We start from the raw sequence: 25,991 nt of genomic DNA, 5'->3' as shown, positions 1-25,991 counted from the left end.
GGCTATCGCATGACCAAGACCTACCGCATTGCCGCAATTCCCGGAGACGGCATCGGAAGAGAAGTTCTGCCAGTCGGGCAGCGTGTAGTTAACACTGTTGCAGGTAAACTTGGCTTCAACGTGGAGTGGGCAGAATTTGACTGGTCCTGCGAGCGTTACCATGAAACCGGACGCATGATGCCGGAAAATGGTATTGAACAGATCAAATCGTTCGACAGCATCTATCTGGGCGCAGTTGGTTATCCTGGAGTGCCCGATCACGTCTCACTTTGGGGTTTGCTGATCCCATTGCGGAGAGAGCTGGATCAATATGCCAATGTGCGTCCTGTGCGGCTTTTGAAGGGGATCACCTCTCCACTCGCAAGCCGCGGGCCCGAGGACATCGATTTCATCGTCGTGAGGGAAAACGTCGAAGGGGAATACTCCGAGATTGGCGGGCGCGTCTATCAAGGCACCGAACACGAAGCTGCAATCCAGGAAAGCATCCTAACGCGTCGCGGTACAGACCGGATCATGGATTATGCCTTTGAACTGGCCAAGACGCGCAAACGCAAGCACGTGGCTTCAGCTACCAAATCCAACGGCATTATTCATACGATGCCTTTCTGGGACGAGCGTTTCGCGGCTGCTGCGCAACGCCACCCGGGCGTCGAAACTGCACAGTTCCACATTGACATTATGACAGCCCATTTCGTCCTGCATCCCGATTGGTTCGACGTGGTGGTCGCCTCGAACCTCTTTGGTGACATCCTCTCGGATCTCGGGCCCGCTGTCGCCGGGTCGATCGGCATCGCACCCTCGGCAAATATCAATCCGGAGGGCAAGTTCCCTTCGATGTTTGAGCCTGTCCACGGGTCCGCTCCCGATATCGCAGGCAAGGGCGTAGCTAACCCTGTTGCGGCTGTGTGGACCGCCGCCATGATGCTGGATCACTTGGGCGAAACAGAAGCCGCCGCAGAAATCGAACATGCAATCGAAACTTCGCTGGAACACCCGGATACCAAGACCCGCGACTTGGGCGGCACTGCTGATACCTCCGGGTCCGAAGCCGCCATTCTGGCAGCTCTTTCATAAGGAGAACAGACATGCAGAAAGCTGAGATCGTCTATGACGACTTCGCCAAAGTGGAAATGCGCCTTGGCAAGATCGTGGAGGTCAAAGATTTCCCCCGCGCCCGCAACCCGTCCTACAAGGTTTGCGTCGATTTCGGAGAGTTGGGGCAACGATGGTCGAGTGCTCAGATCAAGAATTACTCCGAAAGCGAGCTGATCGGTCGCCACGTGGTGTGCGTCGTTAACATGCCGCCCAGAAATATCGCTGGGTTCAAGTCGGAAATCCTGATCATGGGTGTTCCCAACGACGCCGGAGAAACCATCCTCTTGCAACCGTCTGCAGACGCAGTGCTCGGAAGTGAAGTCTTTTGATGTCAGCGAAGCATACAGCACTCGGCGCTTTGGCTATTCTGTTATGGGGCACTTTGGGGGCCCTCGGTGCCCTTTCAGCATCGTTGCCTCCCTATCTGGTTCTGACCTTCTGCTTCGCAATAGCGGCAGGTCTGGGGCTAATTATATGCGTCGTCACAGGGCGCGAGCCTGCGCGCATTTGGGATCGTCGTACGAGCCTGTTTGCTGGCCTTTTGGCTGCCTACCATCTTGCATACCTTGAAGCCTTTCACCACGCAGCGCCCATTCCAGTATCACTCATAAACTACCTTTGGCCTGCCTGTTTGATCATTCTTGGAAACTTATTCTTTCATCTGCGTAGTGGAACGTCGGGATATGTCGGAACCGCGCTTGGCTTTATCGGCGTTCTGATATTGATCGGCAAAGATGGTTTTGCACTCCAAATATCGGAAGCATTTGGCTATGGTCTTGCATTCCTTGGAGCCATTTTGTGGGCGTTGTTTTCTAACCTGAGACGTCACGATCAGTCTGACGCCATATCCGCAATGACGACAATCTGCTTGGTATCCTCATTGTTTTGCCTGCTTTGGTGGATAGCAAAAGGGATGAATATACCAACATTCAGCGCTTTGGATGTTTGGGTTATCCTTGCGCTCGGCTTGGGGCCAGCGGGTGGTGCTTTTTTCCTTTGGGACTTAGGGATGCGCCACGGCAACGCGGCTTTGCTTGGTGTTTTAGGTTACTCCGCGCCAGTAGTTTCCACCATTCTCATGCTGGCTCTGGGTTTGGGTCAACCGGGATGGGAAGTATTTGCAGCGATAGGATTGATAACTTTGGGCGGTATAGTGGTTCAAAGGGGTTCCAAAGGTGCCGAACCATACGAACCGGCAAAAACCGCAGAGTGACGAGAAAATGGAGCAACGACCAAGGTTACCACAAGACCAAATCCCAATACCAAGGAAGAGACTCAAGGCGCTATGTTTGGTTTTCTGCGTCTTAGTTTTGGCGTCCGTGAGTTTTGCTGTTTTTGTTTAACTTTTTCGAAGCTGATCGCTTCTCTGTTGGTATTCTCCGGCCCAAACCAGCCGTTCATCGCGAGATAAGTTGCCGCATTGCAGCTTCCCCAAAGCGGAAGTTGATCGATTGCGCAGCATTTCCAACATTAACGTACACTCATCGGACAAAACGAACTCGTGCAAGCGCAGCTTCAACTATTGCCACGCGACCTTACTTGCTCCGGGTTCGGCGCTTTTGCACCTGTTAATCGCCACCACTTCGGCGCTTCGCAACGTCTGACAGACCCCGGGCCAGCAGGTCGAATACGATCCGGATACGGCGGCTGGTCTGTAACTCCCGATGGGTGACCAGCCAGATTGGAAACTCAAGCGAAGGGAAATCCGGCAAGACCTTCTCTATGCCAGGTTCAGCCTCGCCCAACGTTTCGGGCTGCATAGAGACGCCGTAGCCCGCTTTCACCAATTCCCATGCGACGACACCACTCTCGCTCGACATCACGAAGCTCTCTGCACGAACGGGCACGCCCATGTTGTGCAGTGGGGCCATTAGCCGCTCGGGGTCGGCATTGCCGACGAAATCGAGTGCGGCCACATCGCGCGGTGTCCGTGGGCGGCTTGCACGATCGAGATAGTCGGTCGCGGCATAGAGAGTGGCGCGAAAGTCGCCCAAGTGCCGTGCGATCAGGTCCGGCTGATCTGGGCGGACGTGGCGTATCGCGATGTCCGCCTCGCGCTGCGTCAAATTCTGCATTTCACTCGACGCAAGAATGCGGACGCGGATGCCCGGCGCCATCTGTCTCAACGGCTTGAGCACGCCCGGCAGGATCGCTGCTGACAAGAGGTCCGTTCCCGTGACCGTGACCTCTCCGGTGACATCCTGAGATTTACCGTCGGCCACCATCGAGATGAGTGTCGCAGCCTCGCCCATCGTGCGCATGTGATCAATCAGGTCGCGCCCTGCTTCCGTCAAGGTAAGACCACGGACGCTGCGTTCTACCAACGTGACGCCAAGTGCCTCCTCCAACGCACCGATCTGCCGTCCTATCGTCGGCTGTGTTGTCTTCAGCACGCGCGCAGCACCGCTGAACGAGCCCTCCTCAGCCGTCGCGAGGAAGGCGCGCACCTGGTTCCAATCGAAGGAAACGGCCTGCCAGTTCATTCATGAGCGTATAGCAGGTGGACGAATTTAAGCAATCGACCTTTCATGAGCGCATGGATGATACAGGCTGCGAAACGAGATCGGCCCGGTCTCTGCAATCGAAAGCGACACAATGCATTCCGCAGTTTCTTACGACTGGCGCATCCGCGCCGCTTCAAACCTGAAGTGCAACACGCAAAGGAAACCGACATGACTGCCCAAGCCTTCTGGGACCGGCATGCGCCCAAGTACGCCAAGAAGCCTATTGCCGATGTCACCGCCTACGAAGAAAAGCTGGAATGCGTCACTGCGCTTCTTCGATCGACCGATCGCGTTCTTGAAATCGGCTGCGGCACAGGCGGCACGGCCAGGAAGATCGCGCCTGTCGTCGCTCATGTGACCGCAACCGACCTCTCTGCCGAGATGATCCGGATCGCCCGGTCACGATCAGGTGGCGATGCCGCGGGAAAACCAGAATTTCTTCAGGCGGAGGCGGCGCAATACATTCCTGGCCAACCGTTCGAGGTCATTTGCGCGTTCAGCCTGCTTCATCTGGTGGATGACATACCGACCGTGCTGGATTCAGCATTCCACCAAATGAAGCCCGGCGGTCACTTCATATCAAAGACGGTTTGCCTGAAGGACGCGCCGCGCTGGATGCGAGCCATGGTTCGTTTGCTCATGGCCGTGCGGATCGCGCCTAATGTGATCATCTTGAGTCGCGCTGAATTGACCCGGCACCTGATCCGGGCCGGGTTCGAAATCGAGCAGACGCGGTACTTCGGAAAGAACCGACTGAGCCCCTTTATCGTTGCCCGCAAGCCCGCCTGAGGCAGACCGACACCTTATTCTGAGAGACTGAAGCATGTACTTTATCAGCCGTCGCGAATGGGCGTTCCTTGCCCTCGTGTTCCTCTACTCTTTCATTCCGGCAGTCGTCGGGCTGGTCCGGATTCCGGAACTTTTCGGCGCTCCGGCGATCATACCGCCGAACCCGCGTGCGGTGATCGAGCCCCTCCCGATCACATTGCATATCCTCGGCAGTTCAGTTTTCTGCCTTGTGGGGGCTGTGCAATTCCTGCCGAGCCTGAGGCGCTACCGCCCGGCCCTGCACAGGACCCTCGGGCGGATTGTGGCGGCAGCGGGATGCATCAGCGCACTAACCGGGCTCTGGATGACCGTGTCCTACGCATTTCCCGACGCCCTGCAGGGACCAGTACTTTACGGGGCAAGGGTCACGCTCGGCCTCGCGATGGTCACCCTCATCGCATGGGCCATCGTCGCGATCCGGTCGCGAAACGTCGCTGCGCACCGCGCCGCGATGCTGCGCGCCTATGCCATCGGCCAAGGGGCCTCAACGCAGACTGCGCTCTTTCTGGTCGCAATGGCCCTCTTTGACACCGAACTGCAGGGGCTTTCGCGAGACCTCCTGATGGTTGGGGCGTGGGCCATCAACCTTGCGATTGCGGAACTCCTTATCCGCCGCGCCTTTGCGGCGCGCACATCCGGTGCCGTGATCTGAACCCGACCGTGCTCCCGGCCTGACACCGGCAAACTCCAGAAACACAGAAAGAAGGCACCAAAATGAGACGGCTCGATTCCCATATTCTTCTGTCGGCCCTGTGGCTGTTCATACTGCTCAACATCATCTTTCGCGACATTCACCAGTTTGTCCTCGCGTCCCATATCGAGATGCTGCTGACAGGCCATTACAACGGCATCGAGATCACCGAAGGGCTGATGCTTCTGGGCGGTTTCCTCGTCCAAGTGCCGATTGCGATGGTGCTCTTTTCGCTGCTGCTAACCCGCAGGATTGGTCGCCCTGTCACCTTTCTTGCAGCGATCGTCACAACCGGTACGCTCCTTTCCTCGGCCCCCACCGACATGGATGACACCTTCCACCTCGTCATCGAGATCGTGGCTCTAATGGCAATTCTCTGGACCGCATGGACGTGGCCTGAGCACGAACACACCGCGCCGCAATCCGACGCAAGTTCTTCGTAAAAAACGTGCGCGCACCGCGGACACGATGAATGAATAATAGGACCAAATAGATGTTGGAAGAAACGCCTTTAGACGATGCGGTTGATCTTTATGACAAGCTCGCACCTCGCTACGACATACTTCATCATCGCTGGCTGCGTCATGCAGGCGGCGAGGCGCAGGCCGCCCTGGAAGGCCTGGTGCGTGCACTTGCGACGCCGAATTCGAGGTTTTTGGATGCTGGCTGCGGCACCGGCAACCTGGCACGTAGATTGATTGCCGAGGGTATGCCGCCGAATATGATGACCCTTCTCGACCCTTCTGCGGCGATGCTTGCACAATGCGACGACATTCCTGTGCCAAAGATACAAGGATGGTTAGAGTCCCTGCCGTTTGAGGATGGCACCTTCGATCTTGTGACGTGTGCTTGGGCTTTGGAAACCGTCCCCGATCCCCATCTGGCTTTGAGTGAGCTTTGCAGGGTTGTTCGAGCCGGCGGCGCGCTTTGTCTCGCGTTCTGCGCGGATGAGCCTGCCCGTGGTCTTGCCGACAGCCTTATGCGGCAGGCGCTTTTGTTTCGCGGGACCGGCCGGTTTATGTCCCGCTCCCGATTGATGCAGGCAATCGAGCGTTTCGAAAATTTTGAAGTGCGGGCAATTCCGAGCCATGGCCCGGCCTCGACCCTGCTTGCAAGGCGGTCTGGCGCAGCAACCCAGGCGCCTTTGTAGCCGGGCTTAGAGTTGAAAATAACGCCCACAGAATTACGGAGATCAAGCATGATCGGATATGTTACCCTCGGAACCAATGACTTCGAGGCCGCGCTGAAATTCTACGACGCCTTGTTTTCGAGCGTGGGCGCAAACCGCCTTTGGAAACACGGCGATATGGCCGCATGGGGCCGCTCAAGGGCCGAGCCTGCGTTATGCCTTGCTTGTCCATTCAATGGGGCACCGGCAAGCGTTGGAAACGGGGTGATGGTCGCATTGAAAATGACCAACAGAAAAGCCGTCGATACGCTTCACGCCAAGTGCCTCGAACTTGGTGGAACAGATGAGGGACCCCCCGGCACACGCGGAGATCATGGTTTCTACGGAGGGTATTTCCGGGATCTGGATGGCAACAAACTGAATGCGTATGTCCCAGCGTGACAGCAGGCAAAGAGTTGGCTGTTGAAATATCGCGTCCAGCGGACAATGAGCGACGAGCACATCGAAAGACGCCGCAATGAGATCTGAAATAAAATTCGTCCGATTGTCGGAAATCGACCCAGCCGAAATCTTGGCGCACATGTCCGACCCTCGTGTCGCCGAGCATATGCCGCTTCTGAAATTCACTTGGAATGCCGAGACAGTGGCGCGGTTTGTCGCCAAAAAGGAAGAGTGTTGGCACCGTGACGGACTTGGACATTGGGCATTTTTGTCCGATGACCGATATGTCGGCTGGGGTGGATTTCAAAAAGAAGGAGCCGAGTGGGATTTCGGACTGGTCTTGCGGCCCGACACGTTTGGCCTCGGGCCGCGCATCTCGCGAAAGGCGATCGACTTTGCAATTTCCGATGAACGCATCCCGTATGTGACCTTCCTTTTACCACCGTCACGCACGAACCTGCGGGCACTCGACAGACTTGGTGCTTGGCGGGTTGGCGAAGTCGATTATGACGGGGCGACCTTCCTCAAATTTCAACTTGCGACAGAATGACAGAATTGTCCGATTTCTGGCACATCGCCAGCTTCAGAGTGTGTCGTAACTCGCGACCCAGACCGGACATTCATCGCAGCCATTGGCGCCGCGGTGCGGTATCCCAAGAGCGGACCTTCATTCATAGCGTAGCATTATCGGGTCGTTATCTTGCAAGATCAGATTCATTTAACTCTAGCCGGTGCTCTTTACCGCCTACAGCAAGTGGGCGGGCGTCCATCGGAAGAGGCTTTTCTCATATTCAGTGATTGATTTCGAAAGCCATTTCACGAACAGCTTTGCCGCTGGTCGAACCGGACCGGGCAGCGTGACAAGGTAATAGCCGATCTGCGGTATTGGATCATCAAACAGTGCCACGAGTTGTCCGGACTTCAACTCGTCAGAGACAAAGGCCGGTACCGTCGCTCCGATCCCGTCACCTCGGCGGATGCCATCCAGCAGCATGTTGCCCGGCATGCGGACAACTCTCCGGTCGGCGTCGGGCGGAATTCCGACCTTTTCCAACCACAGGTCAAACTCGACTGACGCTTGTTCCTGAAGAAGAGTGAAATCAAGCAATTCTGCCGGATTCGTGAGCACCCGGTTTCCGATTAGTTCGCGGGACGCGACGACCGTCAGACAGCCTGGTAGCAGCATCTGCGAGACAAGCCCATTCCAGCGACCCGTTCCGTATCGGATGGCCATATCAATTCCGCCCGGCTTGAGGTCGACAGCCTGGATCGTTGAATCGATCCTCAATTCGATATTGGGGAATTCGTCAATAAACGTCGACAGACGCGGCATGAGGAACGCGCTTGAAAACATCGGAGTCGCGCTGACCACCAACGGTCGAACCGCCTCCGCACTCGATACGCTCTCGGTCACGGAGGCCATTTCAGCGAAGGCTTCAAGCAGGCCAGCCGACAGGAATTCACCTTGCGATGTCAGAGAAATGCCGTGCCGGGTGCGGGTGATAAGCCGGGTGCCGAGATGTTGTTCGAGCCCGCGGATTTGCTGGCTGACTGCAGAATGGGTCACGTTCAGTGCCTCTGCCGCCCGGGTCAGATTTCGAAACTTGGCAGCGGCGGCGAAGGCTCTGAGAGATGTCAACGAGGGAAGCGTGCGCCAATCCATAAGTTAGATCATCTAACAATATAGAAAAATTTACAACTATGTGATCCCCCGATGCCGGCGCATGCTGGAGCAGGAATTTATTGGCGGGCACAGGAGACTAACATCATGAAACTTGCTGTATTGGGACTGGGAAACATGGGGGCAGCGCTGGCGCATTGCCTGCTCAAGGCAGGCCACGATGTCAGCGTTTGGAACCGCACGTCGGAAAAGGCAGAGGTTTTTGCTGAGGCTGGCGCCACGATCTGCTCTTCACCGGATGATGCCATTGCGGCGTCTGATTTTGTCATCATCTGTATCAAGAGCCACAAGGAAACTGTTGAACTGGTCAACGGGCTGAGTGTTTCGCTAAAGGGTAAGACCATCTGCGACATGAGCACGGGCGATACCTCGGATGCCGATAGACTGGTCGCAATCCTGGAGAAACAGGGGACTGGCTACATGCTGGGCATGATCAATGCCTACCCTTCCGGCATTGGCGGTGACGAAACCACAATCCTCACGGTGGGCAGTGCCGGAACCTGGGACTGTTATGGCAACATCATCAGTGAATTGGGTGGAAAGTCCGCCCATGTTGGAGAGAAACCAGCGGCACTTGCCGCGCTCTTTGCCGGCCTCTTCGCGGTTCGGCAGGGGTTCATGTTTGGAATGATCTACGGTGCACTTGTCTGCCAGAAAGCGGGCATCCCGATGCAGGTTTATGCAGACCAACTCCCTGCCACGATCAAATTGGTCAATGACTACCATGATCTCTTTGCCAGAACTGTTCCGACCGAAGACTACGACAATGCCGAAGCCTCGTTGAAAGTCTACGCATTGGCGCAAGAGGATGCGCTGAAGACTTTCCAGTCTGTAAATGCTCCAGCCGAGTTCATCCGGTTGATGCATGACCGCACCAAGTCGGCTTGGGACGATGGTTATGGTGACAGACAACTGACCTCACTGGTTCAGCATATGACGGATGCCTGATGTGATGGGGCTCTGAGCAGGCATTTGCCGCATCATTCGACCCCCATGATATTCTTTCCTGTCAACGTCGGGTTGTCGTTGTGGGAGGGCGTGGCGGATCGGAGGATCAATCATGGAAATACCAAACTTGCCTGCCATTCGTGCGCTCAGACCCGCCTGGAACAAAGGCCGCATTGTCGGCCAGAAACGTCCGCTCAAACCGAAGCATGTTTGGGCGATCCGCGTTCGACTTGAATTGGCGAAAAACCATCGGGACCTCGCGCTATTCAATCTGGCCATCGACAGCAAGTTGCGAGGCTGCGACCTGGTCAAAATGAAAGTTGTGGACGTCATGGCGACTGGTCAGATCAAAGAACGAGCATCCGTCCTTCAGAGCAAAACCAATAAGCCAGTTCGTTTCGAGATCATGGAGGGAACGCGGACATCGCTAGAACGCTGGATGGAAGATCCGCTGATGGTCGGGTCCGAATTTCTCTGGCCAGGACGGTTTCATGAGCGGCTTCACATCTCGACACGGCAATATGCACGGATTGTCAGGGATTGGGTTACGTCCATTGGACTAGAGGCTACTGCATACGGCACGCATTCGATGCGCCGGACGAAGGTCACCCAGATATACAAGAAAACCGGCAATTTGAGAGCAGTTCAGCTTCTACTTGGCCACACCAAGATGGACAGTACCGTCCAGTATCTGGGCGTCGAATTGGAAGATGCGCTAGCCATCGCAGAAGCCATCGAAATCAAAAGGGCTGGGCCGCCCGATAAGGGCGGCCCAAACCAGTCACTCGACAGGGCACTACGTTTCTGCGTTCGCAACCCGCATTGCTGCCATTCGCTGCAGGTGCGAAGTTGAGCGTATGACAAGTTAGAATTGTGCGGACAATGCGGATATTGGAGCTATCCCTGCTGCAAGTAGACAGCCATGGGGAGAATCAGACCCCAGGGAGTTTCTTCAGCGGGTCGCAATTCCTTGAAGCCCGCTTTTTTGTAGGCTGCAATGGCGCGAGCATTGTCGGGGTGCGGATCGGTAGCGACCACTGGAACACCCGCGTCAAAAAGCGCTTTCAGCCTTTGCACTATGAAGGCAGGCCCGTGCCCCTTCCCTATCATACTCGGTTCGCCAATAAATTGATCGATTCCACGCGAACCCTTTGGAAAATCGAAGAAATGATGGTTCTCCCATCCATGCACAGTGTAGTCCTGCATGTAGGCAAAGGGTTGACCGTTTGCCTCAACAACCCACCGCGCCACACGGCTGTCATTGAAGTCTTTGCTGTCGCCAGGTTCTTTAGAGTCCCACCATTCACGGACATGCGGTCGTGATTGCCAGTCCAACAGCTGATCAAGATCAGCCGCCGTCGCGCTACGGAAATTGTATTGGTCTGCCCTTTTCACATCGAAAGACTAGCGGCGATGGATTTCGGTGGCTATGGGTTAGGCCCAGACCTTCTCCGCTCAACGCGCAAATCTTCCGCTGAGTACGACGCTCGATAAGTTGCTCCATCAGCGATATCACTGCGGCGGATCCGAGCTGACGCCCGACAAACTGCCGAAGCAGAGCAGTCAAAGGCCACGTTCCGGATTTTCGCTGTTGGCGCATCGTTTACGGAGCAACGACAACACAGATACAGTGTGATGCGGACCACTGGTCTAAGCTGCACCGCACATGGTCAGAACGAATTCAACGCGTTGTCGCACTGATACCTTTGGCAGCTCTGTTCTCAAGTAGCCAAGGGTATCTAGTGCACGCGCAATACGATGATGCTCCTGAACTGCTGCGCAGAAATCGTGTCTGCGTTCACCATCCTGCGCGAAAAGCTCTTTTCATGGCGGGGCTACAAATACTTGCTTCGCATACTGCCGTTTTTTTCCCAGTGTTTCTGATAGGTCCTGGCCACCTGAACTCACTAAAGCAACTGCTGCATCGACCAACCCACGGTCAAAAAAGACCAAACCTTTTAACTCACGCGCCGCCTGGAGGTCGGTCCTTGCAACCTCAACGGCACGCAAGGCGAATGCGTGCATGTTCACCCATGGCAATGCGTGACCTGCCCGGGTCAATTCATCCGCAACGATCCGCCGACCAGGCTCTGGCACCGTAGCGTGCCCGCGCTCACCGAGGGCCTGAAGCAGCGTTGACTTTCCCCCACCAGAGCAGCCTGTCAGCAAAACGAACTTGTGTCTCAACTCTGTTTCCCATCCACAAATTGCTTGGTCATGGTCGAAGTTTGGGTTCTGGCTTTTGCAAGATCAGTCGTGGAATCTCTGACCGTTCGATTTTTGCTGCACCAGTCAACAAGCCCTTGAAGCCGATGCCGTTATTATTGACCCACCATGAGCAAAGGGACCGCCCAAGCAACTTGACGCAGCAAAGTAACACACGGCGACTTCAGAATTTCGCAACTCAGCAGCAGCGCGGCCTTCTGTTTCCCCAAACCAATTCTGTTTCGCGCTATCTCTCTTTTTGAGGAAGTTCATCTGCAATTTCATAGTAGTCCCCTTTCTCGGACACAAAGATATGCATCGCGAGAGATGTACCAGTCTGTTCATCGAACGTGCCCATGGCCACAGCCGTCCAGTCATGGTGGATCGGATCCCAGAACAGTGTTGATCCACAGGAACCGCAGAAGCCTCGCCGAACCTTTTCAGAAGATTGGTACCAGCGCACGGCATCCTTTCCTTCGACCCGAAGTGCCGTACGGGGAATGTCTATGGAGGCCTCGTAATGACCAGAATGCTTGCGACACTGTTGACAGTGGCACGCGGTGGGGCGTGGCAGGTCACCTTCGACGACAATCTTTACGGCGCCGCACAGGCAAGACCCTCTATGCATGTGCGACCTCCTCAACTCCTGGCGCACGGTTCCCGCGCCGCACATTTAGTGCTTGAATGAGAGCTTTCGCTTCGATTGGGGGCTCCTGTTCGACACGTCGGTAGTCAGTGCAATCATTGCGGCGCGAGAGAAGCCCGCAAGAGATCATCACGCGCCGCAGGGTGGCTGGATCTTCGAACACGTGTTCGGGATTCAGACGCTCGTTGACTTCCTGCTCCATCATCGACTGTGCCGGTGGAAGTCTTGCCCAGAGCGCCCAAAGAGCCAGCGTTTGCACGTTGCGTCTGGACGGCCAACGAACGAGACGACCATCGGCATCGAATTGATGCAAGGCGCGCTCTACGGCCCGCGCATCAACAGGCGGCGGTTTAGTTGCGCGGGCAAGTCTTTGGCCAGCGGCATTGACCGAGCGCATGTGTTGAACGTTTTGAAAACCTGCGGCACGCGCAGCCATATTCATAAGCACGAGGTGCGGTGGACTGGCATCACCTAGTTGCTTGGCGAGGGATCGCACAAACAAGGTCAAGTCGTCCGCGTGTAACGGCAGAGGGATTTTAGGCATGGGACTTCCACATCAAGCGCCGATGCTGGATCGTCGGTCGCTAACTTAACGAAGTGGCGCTCTCATCTATGTAAGTGAATGCTATGCCATTCGATCTATTTGGCAGGTTTAGCTCTCCCTGAGGAGCAGCGACGCCTCGGTGTCTGCCGACCGTGCAAAGGAGATAGCAAACGATGCGACCGAGACCAAGGCCATCGTTGTATTGCCCACCCAAACAGACAGATTCCGTCATCCGTCTCTTCCTGGTTCACTCTGATCGCCGGAGAATAGTGCGATTTTGTTGCCTTGAGGATCGCGCAGGTATCCGACGAAAAAGTTGGGACCGTAAGCATCTCTGAAGCCCGGCGCGCCATCATCTTTTCCTCCCGCCTCAAGTGCTGTGGCATGGAGATCACGAACTTGTTGCTGGCTGCGCGCCTCAAACGCGACCATCGTGCCATTTCCCGTTGAAGCGGGCTGGCCGTCAAAAGGAGATTTGACGTAGAACTCAGGCAGGTTTGGTGCCTGCCCGGGCTTTGTAGGAAGCGCGTAGCTCAGGTCACCATGATAGTGTTCTAACTGATACCCGAGATCTGGCAGAAACGCGGAGTAGAAGCGTTCCGCACGCTTCATGTCATCGGCACCGATTGTGATGTAGGCAATCATCATTATGCATCCTTGTGATTTGTTCCTATTCGTCGCTTGGCGCGTTTAGTCGCGGCGGTTTACGCGTTTGCTTAAAGGAACCAGTACCGCCGCGCATGTTCGACCTTAGTCTCTTCGATCGTCATGCGTTCTCCGCCAATCGGAGCAATTGACGTGGGACGACTGGGTCTAGCAGAAGCGCGCAAACTGCTGATGGCAAGAATGGCGGCGCCGCCAGCAAGAGCTGAAGCAAGGCAAAACATGGCATGCCAGGATATGCCAGCGGCAATCCCGGCTAGAACCGCTCCAAACGCACCTATGCCGTCCAGCAAGGTAAACGCGAAACCTAGCGTCGTACTTTCCTTGCGATCCGAGTGATCAACCGCGGCTGCCAGGATTGTCGCCCGTACAGCGTCCAGCGAAGCGACCCCAAAGGACATCATGGCTATCATGACCCAGAACGGAGGCTCGAACACCAGTACACCGATAGCCAGCGCAGCAAAGCCGTTTCCAGTTGCGAGTACCGGAAAACGGCCGAGATTGTCGGAAATCGATCCGACCAACGGCTGGGCGAGCGCCCCGGCCACAAGCATGGCCGCGAAGATGACCCCTATTTTCCCGGGTGCGAGTGCGTGAGCCGTCGCCAAGTAGAGCGGGATCATACTTAGCAGAGCGATCAATGCCATATTGTAGAGTGAGGCCATGGCAACGAGGCAGACCCCCTTTCGACTGCGCCAAACCTTCAGAAGCAGCACGAAATCCTTGTGAGTGATGCGCGAAGCTTCGGACAAAGGAACCGTCCGCGCGACCCATAAGAAGCACATGCCAACAAAGGCGGTTGGAAGCACCGAAAGCGCCAGAGCAACGCGCCAATCCACAGCCGATAAAAGCAACCCAATCGACAATGGCGCGAACACCTCCGCAAAAGACCCTCCAACCGCATGTATTCCCAAAGCGCGGGCGCGCGTTGTCTTGTTGGCGCCGGTCAGTACTCCGGTTGCAATCGGATGCCAGGCCGCGTTGCCCATCCCAGCGAGCGCCAGTAGGATTGCAAGGCTCCAAAATCCTGGCGCCTGTGCTGCGAGCGCATATCCCACGACGACCCAGAAAAAAGTGCTGACAAGAAGTCGGCCGCGGTTCGAAACCCAATCCGCGGCGAGGCCTGCTGGCACATAGGTTAATGCACCGCCGACGCTGAATAGCGTAAACAGTAGACCGATTTCAGCGGGTGAAAGGTCCATGGACAGTCCAGCCGCCGGGACAATCAACCATAGCGCTGCAATTGGCCAGTCGATGGCGAAGTGTCCTGCGGCGAACCAGGCCATCAGGGATCGTTCTGTCATGGTGGCTTACCTATTGAGTGCGAAACATCGGGCACAGTGCCCGACTGATTGGCAATTGATAGCGAAAGGTGATATGTCTGTCTGTCGACAGAGAGACGACTGTTATCGAGGATTCGTCATTGAAGGGCAGCAAGCCGACAACATCGTACCGACCACGCTATCTCGGGGAAACGATTGAGCCAGCGTCAGGTGAAAGCTACGACTGGCATTCCCACAATTTTGGTCAACTCATCTCCGCGGCCTCGGGTTCGATGTATATCGGAACCCCGGACCGGGTCCTGCTGCTCAGTCCCGCTATGGCGATCTGGATTCCCCCGGACAAAGAACATTGGATGCGCTATGGGGCGAACAACGTCATGCACTATGTCGATGTCAATCGCGAAGAGGCAGAGTGGCTTGGGCCAGATTGCCGGGTCGTGGCCATGACACCACTTCTGGATGCATTGTTTGTTGCGGCGATGCCAGAAGCCACAAGCATGCGAACCGTCAAGCACAACAAAGCACTGCACACTTTGCTTCGACATGAGCTACTCGCTGCGAAGGACGTGCCGCTCTCTCTAGTTTTGCCCAAAGATGCACGGCTTGTCGATGTCGCGCAGGATGCCCTCGAGGACCCAGGCGGCATTCGATCGGTCGATGCTTGGTTGTCAGATGTACCTGCGAGCCGAAAGACCATCGAACGATTGTTTATCGCAGAAACAGGCATGCCGCCCTCGAAGTGGTTGCGCCATGCGCGGGTCTTGCATGCGGTATCGCTGCTTGCGTCTGGCGACAACGTCACCTCAGTTGCCTTCGAGATGGGATACGAGTCCGCCAGCGCTTTCAGTTACATGTTCCGACAAACTCTTGGCGTTAGTCCGAGAGAGGTTTTGAGGAACCGGTAGGTTTTACCAAAACGGTCAGATGTTTGCTGCGGCCCTTACCGGTCATTCGGCGACCGCGTGGTGATGCTGCGGTCGCACCGACTTTCCGGAAATTCGCTGCGAGAGCGAAGTCCCCGGCGTGCTGAGCTCACACAAAACGACACTTGTCGGGCTTTCCCGAAGCCCCCTAACTTAAACGGATGTTACCTACTGGTTCTTATTGGTGCTTGTAACTGCACGCCAGCCTTCCTTTGGCGGCCTATCTAACAGGTCTTGGGCACGGGCCATCATGGCGATTGAGGCGGGGTCTCCGTTTCGCGCCTGGTCTGCGGCCGCGAATGCGGCAACGGCCTCTTCAAACCGCCCTGTCCGATAATGTGCGAGGCCCTGTTCATAAGCCTCTATCCAGGCAAATGATCCATCACGTCCATCCGCCATCACGATCAGTTCGTAGACCACCAGCTCTTCAACACGTCCAAACACGGTAACCGTATCCAACTCGCGGACCACAATTGCGTCAGCGGCCTGTCGCCTCGTTTCCGGCCCGACCAGGATCAGCGTTCCATAGTCTTTGTTGGCCCCTTCCAACCGACTGGCAACGTTCACGACATCACCGATCGCGGTGTAGTTCAACCGCTGCTCTGATCCGATATTTCCGACCAGAGCTTCGCCGCTGTTCACCCCGATCCTGACGCACAGGGGGTTGCCGGCCTCATCTTTAATTCCGGACGCGCCCACGGCAGCGACAAGGTCCAGCGCTGCGCGGCAGGCATTTTCAGCGTGGTTGGCATCTTTACGCGGCGCCCCCCAAAACGCCATCACGGCATCGCCAATAAACTTGTCGATCGTCCCACCGTTTTGAGTAATGGCCGCAGAGGCCGCGCTGAAAAAGGGCTCCATCAGTTGGACAATCTTTGGGCCAAGTTTTTCGGACAGCCCGGTGAAACCCGTTACATCGCAAAACAACACAGAGATCTGTTTCATTTCTCCGCCCGGCTGTATCTTGATGCCCTCAGCAACCAGCATACGCACGAGGTCGGTGGGCACGAATTTTCGGAAAGCGGACAAACCAGCGGCCATGCTCGCGGCTGCCGCAGAAAGATTGGCAAGCTCAGACAGTTTGGAGGGTCTGCGCTCAATGCGTTCGACGTCAAAGCGTTCGATTTTGCCAAGATCTTCGGCGATGCGTGCCAACGGATTTGCGACAATGCTTCGGATCAGCCAGATCGCCAACCCGGTTGCGACGACCACAACACCGATCAATACGTATATCAGGTTTATCAGCGTTTCATCGATGCCCGACAGAAACGCCGCTTCGGGTATGACCGTGGCAACGCGCCAGCCGTAAAACCCCAATGGCGTCAGCGCCACCGCATAAGGCACGCCGTCGATGACGACGCGTTTCGTCAACGTGCCCTGGGCATTCGCTTGGCGGTCTGCCAACAACCTTTCGCCTGAGATCATGGCAACTTCATAAAGCTTCCCTTCGCCCATGCGCGCTGGGGTAATCTCATCCGCTTCTGCATCAGGTACCGCAATAACTTTGCCGTCAGCGTTCAGAATAAATGCCGCGCCGAATTCGCCGGGCGCGAGCTTGGCGAGAAAACGTGACAAACGATCCGTTTCGATTGCAACGGCCAGAACACCTTGCCGCGTTCGGTTGACGTCTATCGGACCAGCAAAGGCGTAAACGGTTTTTTTACTATCCGGAAGGTCGCGCGTTTCGATCCACCCCGCAGAGCTGAGACCCATGAAGTTTTCAAACCAGGCATGTTCGCGCGGATCATAGGATGTTTCGGTAAAGGTCCGCTCCTCGAACTGAATGTCACCGGGGATAAAGATGTAGCGATCCTTCCGCAGCATTCGGTCGCGGATTCCCTTGTCGATTTCAATCATTTCAAGCCCGCCGTCACCTAGACGGTGCGACGCGAAAAAATTGCCATCGGGCCAGCCAAAGAACATCCATGAGATATTCGGCTGCGCCTGCAATTGCGACAGAAAAACAAACTCGCGCTTGTCGGCCTGTCGCGTCGCGATGACGTTCTGGACAAAGATCGTACGAACGGCTGCCCAGGCGGCTTCGGCCGACCTAAGCGTCACCCCCAGTTCGATACGGACTGTGTTCGCGATCTGGCCGTTGATTTCAGCTGCAAGCATGCGGCTATTGTCGCGTGCAGTCGTCCACCATAGGGAATGGACAATAAAGGTCGACACACCGATAGACACAGCCACCAGAATTGACACAGCGATGCCGACGCTAAGTCGCACTTAAATCTCCGCCAAATTGCTCATATTCTTCAGTATTGAATTGAAATTGTTAGGAGGGCACAACTTTCTTCGACCTATCCCAAAATCTCACGCAACTGTTAGGTAGCAGCAAAGGACTGTGTTGAAGCGGGCGCTTGAACATTGTCTACTGTAGCTGACCTTTGCGATTTTGCCAGACGCTGTGTGCAGATGAACGTGCGGCCCATAGCCGACCTTCGTCCTGTGGCGGCGATGCTGCAGCAGCAGCCCGCATACCAGACATTCGCCGCATGTGAGTGATCCACTCTCGCTCGAACTCACAGATCGCGGGACAAAATTAGCTTTCGCTGCGCTTGCACCAATGACCGTTTTTTCTGGTATTCATGGCCCAGTTTCTTTGCAAAACCCACGTCCAAAATGGTCTATTTTGCTGGCACCAAAAGATGTGTATCTGGTCGAGCTAGTACCGAATTCAAGGTGCAAATAGAGAGCTAAGCTGAAGCCAGCAAAATATCTAAAATTCGTCAAATTCCGGGACGTTGCCAAGCCGAATGAGGAAACTTGGCGACCCGACTTCGCCACTGTTCGGATCCTCACTGACCATGTAGGCATCGGCGCCAGCGCAATCGTCGGATTGCGCTTCTCTTTCTGCTCTGTTTTGTGCCTCCGCTGCCGTGGAGTATTCAAATTGCTTGCCAATTTTCAGGCTTCCTTGCCCTCCGCGTCCTGGCTTCTGTTCGACATATGTCTGGCAGATATAGTGAACTTTTTCTGAGCTCTCATCTGAGAGTGTCATGACAATATCCTTGAAGCGAGTACGGGCGCTACTGATGCATGAGATAAACAGTGCTCGCTAGCCACTTTGTTTGTGTTTCGCTCAATCAAGTCGCGTGGAGAGGAGGGCCAACGTTCTTGTCACCGATTTTTGACGGGCTTCGGCGGACTGGCTTCAGATGGTGTCTTCGCATCCCTTTCGAGCCGAGTTTTGCGAAGCCGAGCGTTCTTGATCTGTCTTTGCTCTGCTTCTTCGTTGACCATTTCCCGAACGACTCGCGTTGTTTTTTCCATCGGCGTTTCCGCCATGGGAACGTGTGCATTGAAGAGAGTTGCTTTTTTCGGCTTTGCCAATGGTTATTCTCCTATCCGTTTCCAACGGCGCATTTATCAGTTAAGTATTTCAAATTGATGCCAGGTGATTGCCTGGTCCTTGAGAGACACGCGCGTGTCGTGAAGGACTGCCACGGAGCAGTTTTGTCTGAACGTCAGGAGCAGACATAGCTTTCATCAACGCACTATAGTTCATTTGGAACCTCATTTCCGATCCTACGCTCTGTGTCGAATGGGATGTGCCGATGACAAGATGATCGCTTGTTGCACCGATGAGTCTGTTTCCAGGAGGCATCGAAAGCCCGAAAACGTCCGTATCTTGCTGACCAATGGCGAGAACTAATTGTGTGCTCTGTCCACTTTTTGGGACAAGATAAAGTCTTTTGAATACCGGGTCGCAGATGCTCTGAGGGTGAGTTGCAGGTTTGGACCCTGTTTCAATGACCTCGGCGACAAGCGTAAAGGCATCCGTATACATCCCGCCTATCTGATCTCCGGAAACCGGATCAACGCCCAGAAGTATTGCTTCCCCCAGCCTTAAATCGTTAATACGCCCAGCTGGGTGTCCACTGAAGGCCCAAGGAAGGTTGGCCGAGTTACCGCCAGATACCGTCTGAAGGAAGGGACCAAACTGTCCCTCTGTGTCATTCGCCAGGACAGACAAGGCGTCCATGTCTGCAGCATTCGGGGCAATTCCATTCAGACATGCGAAGTTCGCTCCGATGCCCTTCAGCGCGACACCGGGCATGTCCACCACTTGTTGTGCAAATGAGCCGAGGTCTTTTGGCATGATCCCTTCACGCAGATCGCCCATCTCAACCATCAGGATAATGCCGTGAATGCAGTCCTTCCGGATCGCGGCGGCGGCCAGAGCGGTAATCACGAGGATCTCTGTGTTGTAGCTTGCCTCACAGTACTGGACGACCTGATCGACCTGGCTCAGTGTTGGTGTACGGATCAAGGTGATCGGGCATGCCATGCCCGCATTGCGTAACTTCCGCACGTTGCTAAGACGCGCTTCTGCAAGTCCCACAGCGCCACCGTCCAGCATGGCCCGAGCGATGGTTGGATGCCCACACACTGCCTTGGTCACACCGGTGACACTGATGCCGCGTGTCTTGAGGCGCCCGACCACAGTCTGCGCATTGTGGCGTATCTTGCTCAGATGCACCTCAATGCGGGGGGTGCTCATATCGCAGCCACAGGCGTGGATTGATTCAACCCAGGATAGGCGGCGACAACCATTGCGAGCAAATGCGATGCCGGCCGGCTAAGTACATCCGTTACGGGTAACCCGAGTATTTTTGACTGTGCGGCGATAGTGTCGGTAATCTCGGCTTCAGACATCCCCTCATGATTGAGCGTGACGCCGATGACTTTTGTGTCAGCAAACGCTTCGATAAGGGCAATCTCACTTACAGGCTTGGGCATTGGCAGATTGGGAAAATCACAGCGATGCGCGCGCTTTGGAGCGTGTTGAAGGATCACCGCGTCCGGCTGGCTGCCCCGCAGGATAAAGGCGGATGTGCAGAACGCCGGATGACTCAACGCCCCTTGACCTTCGATCAATATGACATCGGGCTGTTCAGCCTCGGAAGCGTCAACAATCGCACCTTCAAGCTCGCCACAACAAAACTGCGGCGGCACGGCATCCATTGCCACGCCATATTTTGCGCCCTGCATCAAACCCGTCTGGCCCGTCCCAACAAGAACAGTCTTGATGCCCCTTGCGTTCAAGGCACGGGCCAAAACGGTCGCTGTTGTCCGCTTTCCAATGGCGCAATCGGTCCCAAGAACAGCTATGCGCAGCGCTTTCACACCAGCAATACTTCCATCGAACAGGCGCATATCCTTACTGGGTTTAGGTTTTCGAATATCCCGGATGGTGACTTTGCGTTCGGCCGCAAAAGACGCGATTTCAGGGTCATCGCTCAGATATTCATGCAATCCACTGACGATGTTCATACCAAGTGATATCGCGCCGAGAACAACGTCGCGATCTGTCGATGAGAGTCTCCCCGTAGATGGTGCCATCCCGTAAATGAATGTATCTGGGATGACGGCTTCATGGACGACAGCAGCGTCCAAACTTCTGAAGACCGGAATATGGTTAACCGTTCCGTCAAGAACCAGCCCGCTGTCTTCACCGTCGTAGTTGTTATCGATGACAGACTGAATCCTGTAGGCCTCTGAATGACGAACGAGGCCATTTGCAGTTTTGCCATCGATGTTGGCGAAGTTACCTTGGCAATAGACAATCGCAGTTGGCGGCAAGACGATCTGAGTGGCAGAGGTTGATCTTACGGGTTCATCGCTGGTCAATGGCGGCGCTTGTGCACCACTGACGGGACAACGGATAGTGTTTGCCGCGTTAAAGTCGGTTTTCATGACGTTTCCTTTATGTGGTCGACGCCGAAGGCAACGCTGACGTCACCATCGGGTAATGAAGTCGAGAATATCGTGCCGCGCGCTCAGTTATCGAGAACGCACAGACCTTTAGACAACTTGAAATTCTTGTTGCAGTCCCAGCGGTTTCCGGACCTGTCGAGATGGGCATTCGCAGGAAGGTCTATTACTTCACAGCTCACACCTGAGGCTGCGTATCCCCGCTCGCACTTCCATCCCGTGCCGTAAGTTGCATCGTCGAAGTAGGCATGTTCAGGGATCACAACAGGCGCGCATAATCCATCCTGTGCAAAGTATCCACGTTCGCATGTCCAGGGTCGGCCGTATCCTGATGAATTCAGATACGCGTTGGTCGGGACTACAATGGCAACGCAAAGGTCGTCCAATGCTTCAAACCCACGTTTGCATTCCCACGCGGGCCCATAGGTCGTAGCTGCCAGGTAGGCGTTTGCGGGCACGACAATTTCTTGACACGTGTCATCGATTTTTTGAAAACCGCGAGAGCAATGCCAGCGCTCACCTGATGGATCAAGAAATCCACCATCGGGTACAGTTACCGCAACACAGTCGGTATCATCGTTCTTGCGAAAACCATGAAGACATTCCCAACCAGAACCATAGGTGCGGTTGGTCGGATACGCATTTGCTGGCACTATGACAACGGCGCAGACGTCGCCACTCAGCCTGTACCCGGCGTTACATTTCCAACCTTCGCCGTAGCTCCTTGCAGTGGCATTTTCAGGCACAGGTTGCGATGTGGATTGAGCATATGCAGGCGTTGAAAACAGAAGCAGAGCACAGATTGGGAGCACAATCAGAGCCGCAATCATCTGAATGCCTGGTGACAGGTGCGCTCCCCAGATCGCCCGACAGAGTTGCGGCATTGCCTCTGAGTTATGATCCATCCAGCTCAAGCCCCGCGATACAGGCATCTGCAAGGTCGCGGCTTGGCGTTTCCGACCCCGGCAGCGTAGCCCAACCCGTATCCATCATAGCCTTGCGGCGACTGAAGCCAGAGGCCTCTTGGAGGGTTACGATTATTTCTTCGCGCCTGGGGTCAGCGGCTGACCTGTTCAGGCAAACCGGCACCATCGCGAGCGTCACTTCCTCGTTTGCATGGTCCTTCGCCAATTCTTGAGCGCCACCGCTGGTTGTCCACCCGCCCCAGGTAAAGCCAAGGATCGAGACCGCAATCGCACCACACAAAGCACCGTAGATGCCTGGTTTCGTCCATTCTGGAAATGTCATTTTGGATCCTCTGGCGGAGAAAGCGCCGCCGCGCTGTTTTGTTTCTTTTTCGCATTCTTATTCTCGCGCTAGGGTCCTTCCCAAGTCGCGATGACCGATAGGTCCAGTTCGGGCCTACCGGAAGCTTGTTTGATCAACGGTTGCGTTGTGGTTCTTTGGCAAACCACCGGTGCGTCTGATCACCACAACGGATCAACAACCGTCACAAGCGATGTGGTTGTGCGCGAAAACATCGGCAACCTTCCCAAACATCAGATCCAAGTAGAGGACGTGACAGCTGAATTTTCATGATGGAAGAACTTAGTTCACTCTAGCAGGCGATACGCCTAGGCCGCAGAAAACCAGAACTTTAGTGGACTTAACATAACCACTTGGCGACGGTATTACAACGTTCATGGGCCTAACGCTTATTCCAAGGCCCCGGATGCCGATGAAGGGAGTGGTTTCAATCTGGCATTCGCCTCGTGTATCGGCAAATTCGTGACCACTTATGTAGCCTCTTTAGCATGCCACTCTGAAGCCGACATTTGCTGCATCACAAAGAACAGGTAATAAAGGCTCTGACCGATCTCCACCGTCTAAAGGCCGTTCGAGCACTTAGTGAGGATACAATCGAAGCATACCTCGTGCGCGCCAGACTACATTGAAAGTTATGCAGTTTTGGCGTGCGATAACGCCTCAGAAAATGTCAGCAGGCGTTGACGGCTTTCGTCCCAAAGGTGCAGCCGCGCACAGTGCAGGCTTTCATAGAGCGTAATGCGCTGACAATCGGCGAGTTCACCGTGATCGCGCAGCACTTCATCAAGTCTGTAAAAAGGTATCCGGCTGGCCATGTGATGAACATGGTGCACACCTATATTCGCAGTGAACCAGCGTAGAGGACCAGGTAGGGCATAGTGAGAGCTGCCATAGAATGCTGCATGCTGTAGTTTCCACTGCTCTTCGTGTTCCCAGGTTGTGTGCTCGAATTGATGCTGGATGTAGAAAAGCCAGACACCAATTGAAGCAGCTAAAATCATAGTGGGGAGAAACACAAACAACAGTGCATCCACACCTCCGACCCAATAGACTCCACCCAAAACAGTAGCTATCACAACGTTTGTCGCCATTGCGCTTAGCCAATACTGCCAGCCAGCATGCATTAATCCGACGGGCAGCCGATATAGGATAAAAAACGTATAGATTGGGACGACGCCAAACATGAACAATGGGTGTCGAACCAAGCGATACAAGGCGCGTCCGATCCACTTGCGGTTCACATATTCGTCGACAGTCAAGGTCGGTAAGTCTCCGATACCGCGCCGATCCAGATTACCGGTTGAAGAATGGTGAATTGCATGGGTTTGGCGCCAGACATCATATGGTGTGAGCGCCAGAACACCCAGAAACCGGCCTGTCCAATTGCAAAGTACACGGCTTTTGAAAAACGCCCCATGACCGCAATCGTGCATGATTATGAACAAGCGGACCAGGAAGGCGGCATTCAATATTGCCAGCGAAGTGGAGATCCAGACGCTAATGGACAATGCATGCCAGGCAGCGACCCATAACACAACAAAAGGTATAACAGTGATTGTCAATTCGAAGACACTGCGTCCGGTGTTCGATGCGCGGTATTGCGCGAGAACTCTAGTCCAATCCTGAGGTTGCAACCTGGTGGCCCTCCGATCTCTCATCGGACTTAAATGTCCAAACGGGCACCCACAAGGGTGCCCATAAAACGTTTAGGCCAGCGCCAAGTTAGCGGCGTTATCGCGCCCGTCACGACCAGATTCCAAATCAAAAGTGACCTTCTGGCCATCTTGAAGTTCACTGATGCCGGACCGCTCAAGCGCCGAAATATGTACGAATACGTCGTTCTTGCCATTTTCCGGTTCAATGAAGCCGAAACCTTTGGTTGAGTTGAACCATTTCACGGTGCCATTTGCCATGGTGTAAGTCTCCTAATAACAGCCGCCCGCACTATTGCGACGGCTCGGCGTGGTCGGTCTGAATCGAAAGACTGAACGCCGATTTTGGGAGACAGCAGGTCGAAAAAGAAAAACGTTAGCCCAGTATAGATGGGCTGCTGGGGAGCATCAAACAAGCCTTGATCCCCCGAAGAGTTGCACGATCTTGAAAAGATTAAGCTAACCGATGGGCTGGTACGGAAAATCAGGGTGAAGAGGTCTTATACACCAATAACATCGCCTGAATTATGATCAAGCTTGGGCGGTTGCACTGTTGTCAGAAATTAACGACGCCGAGCTAACCCAGGTCTAACCGACACACCGTTTCGCCACGCGTTCAGTCCTTTGCAGCGCCGACAAATCCGCTCCCCAAACCCTTCGCTCCAGAATGGAGTTCTGCAACGAAGACACGGGCGTTCTTGCGGCACGTCATTTAGGGCGCGTTCCAAGATCGCTTCTGTATCGTTGTCGGGTTCTTTCATCAGTTTATAACCTTGGTTTCAGTTTGGGTCACTCAGTTACCCCTTAAGAAAGAGTTGAGAAAAAAGCTCTCCCGTTGCTTGGAGATTGTGCCGGAAATGCCAGGTTCAAACGAACGAGAGGGGCCGCCTGCAATTCGAGGAGCGATTAGCGGTACGGACAGGCTTTTCTTCATTCTCAGCTATTTGGACTGCGAGGGCGTCTTGGAAGTCGCCTCCGCATTTTGAGCGTTTGGCTCCTTAATCCGGTGATCCGCCGGGCGACTCTGAAATATCCGATCTCGAGTAAAGGTGTCGAAGTCGAGTCTCGGACACACCATCAGCTTCCATGATCAGTTGCACCATCGGATCGGCCAGAAGTTGATCAAGTAAAAACTTCGACAACTCTTTCTTGGTTAATTTGTCCCGTACACGTGCCCTGTCGAGATCAGCCAGAGAAACGGTCAAGGTTCGCGCTAACCCGGGATGGGTTTCACGGGGGTGCAGGTAAACCAATACCGAGGCTTTCCAGGCTTCTGGATCCAAATAGTCGGGCGGTGCAGAAAGCTCAGTTTCTATTTCGTACTCACCAGCCGGGAGCATTTCGTCAAAGCCCGGGAATGTGAACGGTCGGGAGAAGATTGCGGTGGTCTTACTGGTAATCTGGTCCATTTGCGTACGTCTCCTTAGCTGATACCGCTCGTTCGGAGACGTATTCAAGGACAAGTCACCCACTCCCGGCAGGGTCTTATGAACTTTGACGCTTGGGCTTTGGTTCTTCGGGGCCGACGTCAGGTTCCTCGGGAGCCAGTTCTTTTTTTGGCTTGTCCGCATGATTGGCCTTCAGCGCGGCATCCGCTCTGGTCGTCAGGTCTTTGAAAGACATGCTTTCGATCCTTTGATTGTCCGCAACACTTTCATGCCCAGGATGAGCGCTAAAACCAATTGCAGCTAAAACTAATATAGTGATTGAGGGCTCAATTTACTACGTAATGCCGCAGAATAAGACCTTTACTGAGGCCCGGACCAATTAC

30 protein-coding genes and 1 pseudogene are annotated in these 25,991 nt (G+C 54.8%); 12 read left to right on the top strand and 19 right to left on the bottom strand.

The genetic code is table 11. The features are described from left to right. Positions 1–9 precede the first annotated feature (9 nt). Genes AC2FEE_RS21795 through AC2FEE_RS21785 form a run of 3 tightly spaced genes read left to right on the top strand, consistent with a single transcriptional unit; the run spans position 10 to position 2,308 of the window. On the top strand, positions 10–1,074 hold the full coding sequence (locus AC2FEE_RS21795) for a tartrate dehydrogenase (protein WP_496867465.1): 1,065 nt from the start codon (positions 10–12) through the stop codon (positions 1,072–1,074). An 11-nt stretch (positions 1,075–1,085) separates the two neighbouring features. Next, positions 1,086–1,424 (top strand): tRNA-binding protein, encoded by a 339-nt coding sequence (locus AC2FEE_RS21790; protein WP_480495990.1) that lies wholly within the window; start codon positions 1,086–1,088, stop codon positions 1,422–1,424. Continuing rightward, positions 1,424–2,308, top strand: coding sequence for a DMT family transporter (locus AC2FEE_RS21785; protein WP_496867463.1), 885 nt, complete (start codon positions 1,424–1,426; stop codon positions 2,306–2,308). The genes AC2FEE_RS21790 and AC2FEE_RS21785 overlap by 1 nt, the downstream gene beginning before the upstream one ends. Before the next feature lie 355 nt (positions 2,309–2,663). Here AC2FEE_RS21785 and AC2FEE_RS21780 read toward each other — a convergent pair whose 3' ends face one another. Further along, entirely contained in the window at positions 2,664–3,578 is a 915-nt protein-coding gene (locus AC2FEE_RS21780; RefSeq protein ID WP_170689465.1) for a LysR family transcriptional regulator, read from the bottom strand. 189 nt (positions 3,579–3,767) lie between these two features. Here AC2FEE_RS21780 and AC2FEE_RS21775 point away from each other — a divergent pair, with 189 nt between their 5' ends. The 6 genes from AC2FEE_RS21775 to AC2FEE_RS21750 all read left to right on the top strand — a co-directional run bounded on the left by AC2FEE_RS21775 (position 3,768) and on the right by AC2FEE_RS21750 (position 7,238). Further along, positions 3,768–4,388, top strand: a complete 621-nt coding sequence (locus AC2FEE_RS21775; protein WP_496867462.1) for a class I SAM-dependent DNA methyltransferase — start codon at positions 3,768–3,770, stop codon at positions 4,386–4,388. Between the two features lie 34 nt (positions 4,389–4,422). Beyond that, the gene (locus AC2FEE_RS21770) at positions 4,423–5,079 is read left to right on the top strand and encodes a DUF2306 domain-containing protein (RefSeq protein WP_496867461.1); all 657 of its coding nucleotides are present in this window, start codon (positions 4,423–4,425) and stop codon (positions 5,077–5,079) included. A 62-nt stretch (positions 5,080–5,141) separates the two neighbouring features. Continuing rightward, entirely contained in the window at positions 5,142–5,561 is a 420-nt protein-coding gene (locus tag AC2FEE_RS21765; RefSeq protein WP_496867460.1) for a DUF6326 family protein, read from the top strand. Positions 5,562–5,611: 50 nt separating this feature from the next. Beyond that, positions 5,612–6,268: a methyltransferase domain-containing protein gene (locus tag AC2FEE_RS21760; protein WP_496867458.1), complete on the top strand. Its 657-nt coding sequence runs from the start codon at positions 5,612–5,614 to the stop codon at positions 6,266–6,268. Between the two features lie 48 nt (positions 6,269–6,316). Next, positions 6,317–6,688: a VOC family protein gene (locus AC2FEE_RS21755; protein WP_496867457.1), complete on the top strand. Its 372-nt coding sequence runs from the start codon at positions 6,317–6,319 to the stop codon at positions 6,686–6,688. Between the two features lie 76 nt (positions 6,689–6,764). Next, positions 6,765–7,238: a GNAT family N-acetyltransferase gene (locus AC2FEE_RS21750; protein WP_480887726.1), complete on the top strand. Its 474-nt coding sequence runs from the start codon at positions 6,765–6,767 to the stop codon at positions 7,236–7,238. Positions 7,239–7,433: 195 nt separating this feature from the next. On the opposite strand, the gene AC2FEE_RS21745 is transcribed toward AC2FEE_RS21750, so the two are convergent. Continuing rightward, positions 7,434–8,327, bottom strand: coding sequence for a LysR family transcriptional regulator (locus AC2FEE_RS21745; protein WP_480758468.1), 894 nt, complete (start codon positions 8,325–8,327; stop codon positions 7,434–7,436). A 75-nt stretch (positions 8,328–8,402) separates the two neighbouring features. Between AC2FEE_RS21745 and AC2FEE_RS21740 the strand changes: the two genes are divergently transcribed. Both AC2FEE_RS21740 and AC2FEE_RS21735 read left to right on the top strand, forming a co-directional pair. Further along, positions 8,403–9,317 carry an NAD(P)-dependent oxidoreductase gene (locus AC2FEE_RS21740; protein ID WP_480758470.1) on the top strand — a complete coding sequence of 305 codons (915 nt, stop codon included), beginning with the start codon at positions 8,403–8,405 and terminating at the stop codon, positions 9,315–9,317. A gap of 112 nt (positions 9,318–9,429) precedes the next feature. Beyond that, positions 9,430–10,059 (top strand): annotated as a pseudogene (locus AC2FEE_RS21735) (tyrosine-type recombinase/integrase); the annotation flags it as partial. Positions 10,060–10,214: 155 nt separating this feature from the next. Here the strand turns inward: AC2FEE_RS21735 and AC2FEE_RS21730 are convergent. The 6 genes from AC2FEE_RS21730 to AC2FEE_RS21705 all read right to left on the bottom strand — a co-directional run bounded on the left by AC2FEE_RS21730 (position 10,215) and on the right by AC2FEE_RS21705 (position 14,679). After that, positions 10,215–10,712: a GNAT family N-acetyltransferase gene (locus AC2FEE_RS21730; protein WP_496867455.1), complete on the bottom strand. Its 498-nt coding sequence runs from the start codon at positions 10,710–10,712 to the stop codon at positions 10,215–10,217. Positions 10,713–11,141: 429 nt separating this feature from the next. Continuing rightward, positions 11,142–11,486 carry an AAA family ATPase gene (locus AC2FEE_RS21725; RefSeq protein WP_496867487.1) on the bottom strand — a complete coding sequence of 115 codons (345 nt, stop codon included), beginning with the start codon at positions 11,484–11,486 and terminating at the stop codon, positions 11,142–11,144. Between the two features lie 283 nt (positions 11,487–11,769). Further along, on the bottom strand, positions 11,770–12,150 hold the full coding sequence (locus AC2FEE_RS21720; RefSeq protein WP_496867454.1) for a GFA family protein: 381 nt from the start codon (positions 12,148–12,150) through the stop codon (positions 11,770–11,772). Beyond that, positions 12,143–12,712, bottom strand: coding sequence for a DUF2087 domain-containing protein (locus AC2FEE_RS21715; RefSeq protein ID WP_496867453.1), 570 nt, complete (start codon positions 12,710–12,712; stop codon positions 12,143–12,145). Before AC2FEE_RS21715 ends, AC2FEE_RS21720 begins: the two co-directional genes overlap by 8 nt. A gap of 228 nt (positions 12,713–12,940) precedes the next feature. After that, positions 12,941–13,357 (bottom strand): VOC family protein, encoded by a 417-nt coding sequence (locus AC2FEE_RS21710; RefSeq protein WP_496867452.1) that lies wholly within the window; start codon positions 13,355–13,357, stop codon positions 12,941–12,943. Between the two features lie 71 nt (positions 13,358–13,428). Beyond that, positions 13,429–14,679 (bottom strand): MFS transporter, encoded by a 1,251-nt coding sequence (locus tag AC2FEE_RS21705; RefSeq protein WP_496867450.1) that lies wholly within the window; start codon positions 14,677–14,679, stop codon positions 13,429–13,431. 119 nt (positions 14,680–14,798) lie between these two features. Between AC2FEE_RS21705 and AC2FEE_RS21700 the strand changes: the two genes are divergently transcribed. Beyond that, entirely contained in the window at positions 14,799–15,563 is a 765-nt protein-coding gene (locus tag AC2FEE_RS21700) for an AraC family transcriptional regulator (protein WP_496867449.1), read from the top strand. Between the two features lie 186 nt (positions 15,564–15,749). Here the strand turns inward: AC2FEE_RS21700 and AC2FEE_RS21695 are convergent, their stop codons facing one another. From AC2FEE_RS21695 to AC2FEE_RS21645, 11 genes are all read right to left on the bottom strand, one after another. Then, positions 15,750–17,810 carry an adenylate/guanylate cyclase domain-containing protein gene (locus tag AC2FEE_RS21695; RefSeq protein ID WP_496867448.1) on the bottom strand — a complete coding sequence of 687 codons (2,061 nt, stop codon included), beginning with the start codon at positions 17,808–17,810 and terminating at the stop codon, positions 15,750–15,752. 493 nt (positions 17,811–18,303) lie between these two features. Next, positions 18,304–18,585, bottom strand: a complete 282-nt coding sequence (locus tag AC2FEE_RS21690; RefSeq protein ID WP_176865828.1) for a hypothetical protein — start codon at positions 18,583–18,585, stop codon at positions 18,304–18,306. Between the two features lie 119 nt (positions 18,586–18,704). Then, positions 18,705–18,917 (bottom strand): hypothetical protein, encoded by a 213-nt coding sequence (locus AC2FEE_RS21685; RefSeq protein ID WP_298855321.1) that lies wholly within the window; start codon positions 18,915–18,917, stop codon positions 18,705–18,707. Between the two features lie 49 nt (positions 18,918–18,966). Beyond that, entirely contained in the window at positions 18,967–20,088 is a 1,122-nt protein-coding gene (locus AC2FEE_RS21680) for an alanine/ornithine racemase family PLP-dependent enzyme (RefSeq protein ID WP_496867446.1), read from the bottom strand. Beyond that, positions 20,085–21,284: an N-acetyltransferase DgcN family protein gene (locus tag AC2FEE_RS21675; protein WP_496867444.1), complete on the bottom strand. Its 1,200-nt coding sequence runs from the start codon at positions 21,282–21,284 to the stop codon at positions 20,085–20,087. Before AC2FEE_RS21675 ends, AC2FEE_RS21680 begins: the two co-directional genes overlap by 4 nt. Before the next feature lie 83 nt (positions 21,285–21,367). Beyond that, positions 21,368–22,207 carry a hypothetical protein gene (locus AC2FEE_RS21670; RefSeq protein ID WP_496867443.1) on the bottom strand — a complete coding sequence of 280 codons (840 nt, stop codon included), beginning with the start codon at positions 22,205–22,207 and terminating at the stop codon, positions 21,368–21,370. Continuing rightward, positions 22,197–22,550: a hypothetical protein gene (locus AC2FEE_RS21665; protein WP_496867442.1), complete on the bottom strand. Its 354-nt coding sequence runs from the start codon at positions 22,548–22,550 to the stop codon at positions 22,197–22,199. The genes AC2FEE_RS21670 and AC2FEE_RS21665 overlap by 11 nt, the downstream gene beginning before the upstream one ends. Before the next feature lie 650 nt (positions 22,551–23,200). Then, the gene (locus AC2FEE_RS21660) at positions 23,201–24,130 is read right to left on the bottom strand and encodes a fatty acid desaturase (protein WP_496777361.1); all 930 of its coding nucleotides are present in this window, start codon (positions 24,128–24,130) and stop codon (positions 23,201–23,203) included. A 144-nt stretch (positions 24,131–24,274) separates the two neighbouring features. Continuing rightward, the gene (locus tag AC2FEE_RS21655) at positions 24,275–24,481 is read right to left on the bottom strand and encodes a cold-shock protein (RefSeq protein ID WP_496770095.1); all 207 of its coding nucleotides are present in this window, start codon (positions 24,479–24,481) and stop codon (positions 24,275–24,277) included. A 737-nt stretch (positions 24,482–25,218) separates the two neighbouring features. Then, entirely contained in the window at positions 25,219–25,629 is a 411-nt protein-coding gene (locus AC2FEE_RS21650; RefSeq protein ID WP_496867441.1) for a hypothetical protein, read from the bottom strand. Positions 25,630–25,705: 76 nt separating this feature from the next. Beyond that, entirely contained in the window at positions 25,706–25,843 is a 138-nt protein-coding gene (locus tag AC2FEE_RS21645) for a hypothetical protein (protein WP_298855306.1), read from the bottom strand. Positions 25,844–25,991: the final 148 nt, after the last annotated feature.

The organism is Ruegeria sp. YTSC199 (genome assembly GCF_059609725.1).
This window is presented reverse-complemented; position numbering and strand designations above follow the sequence as displayed.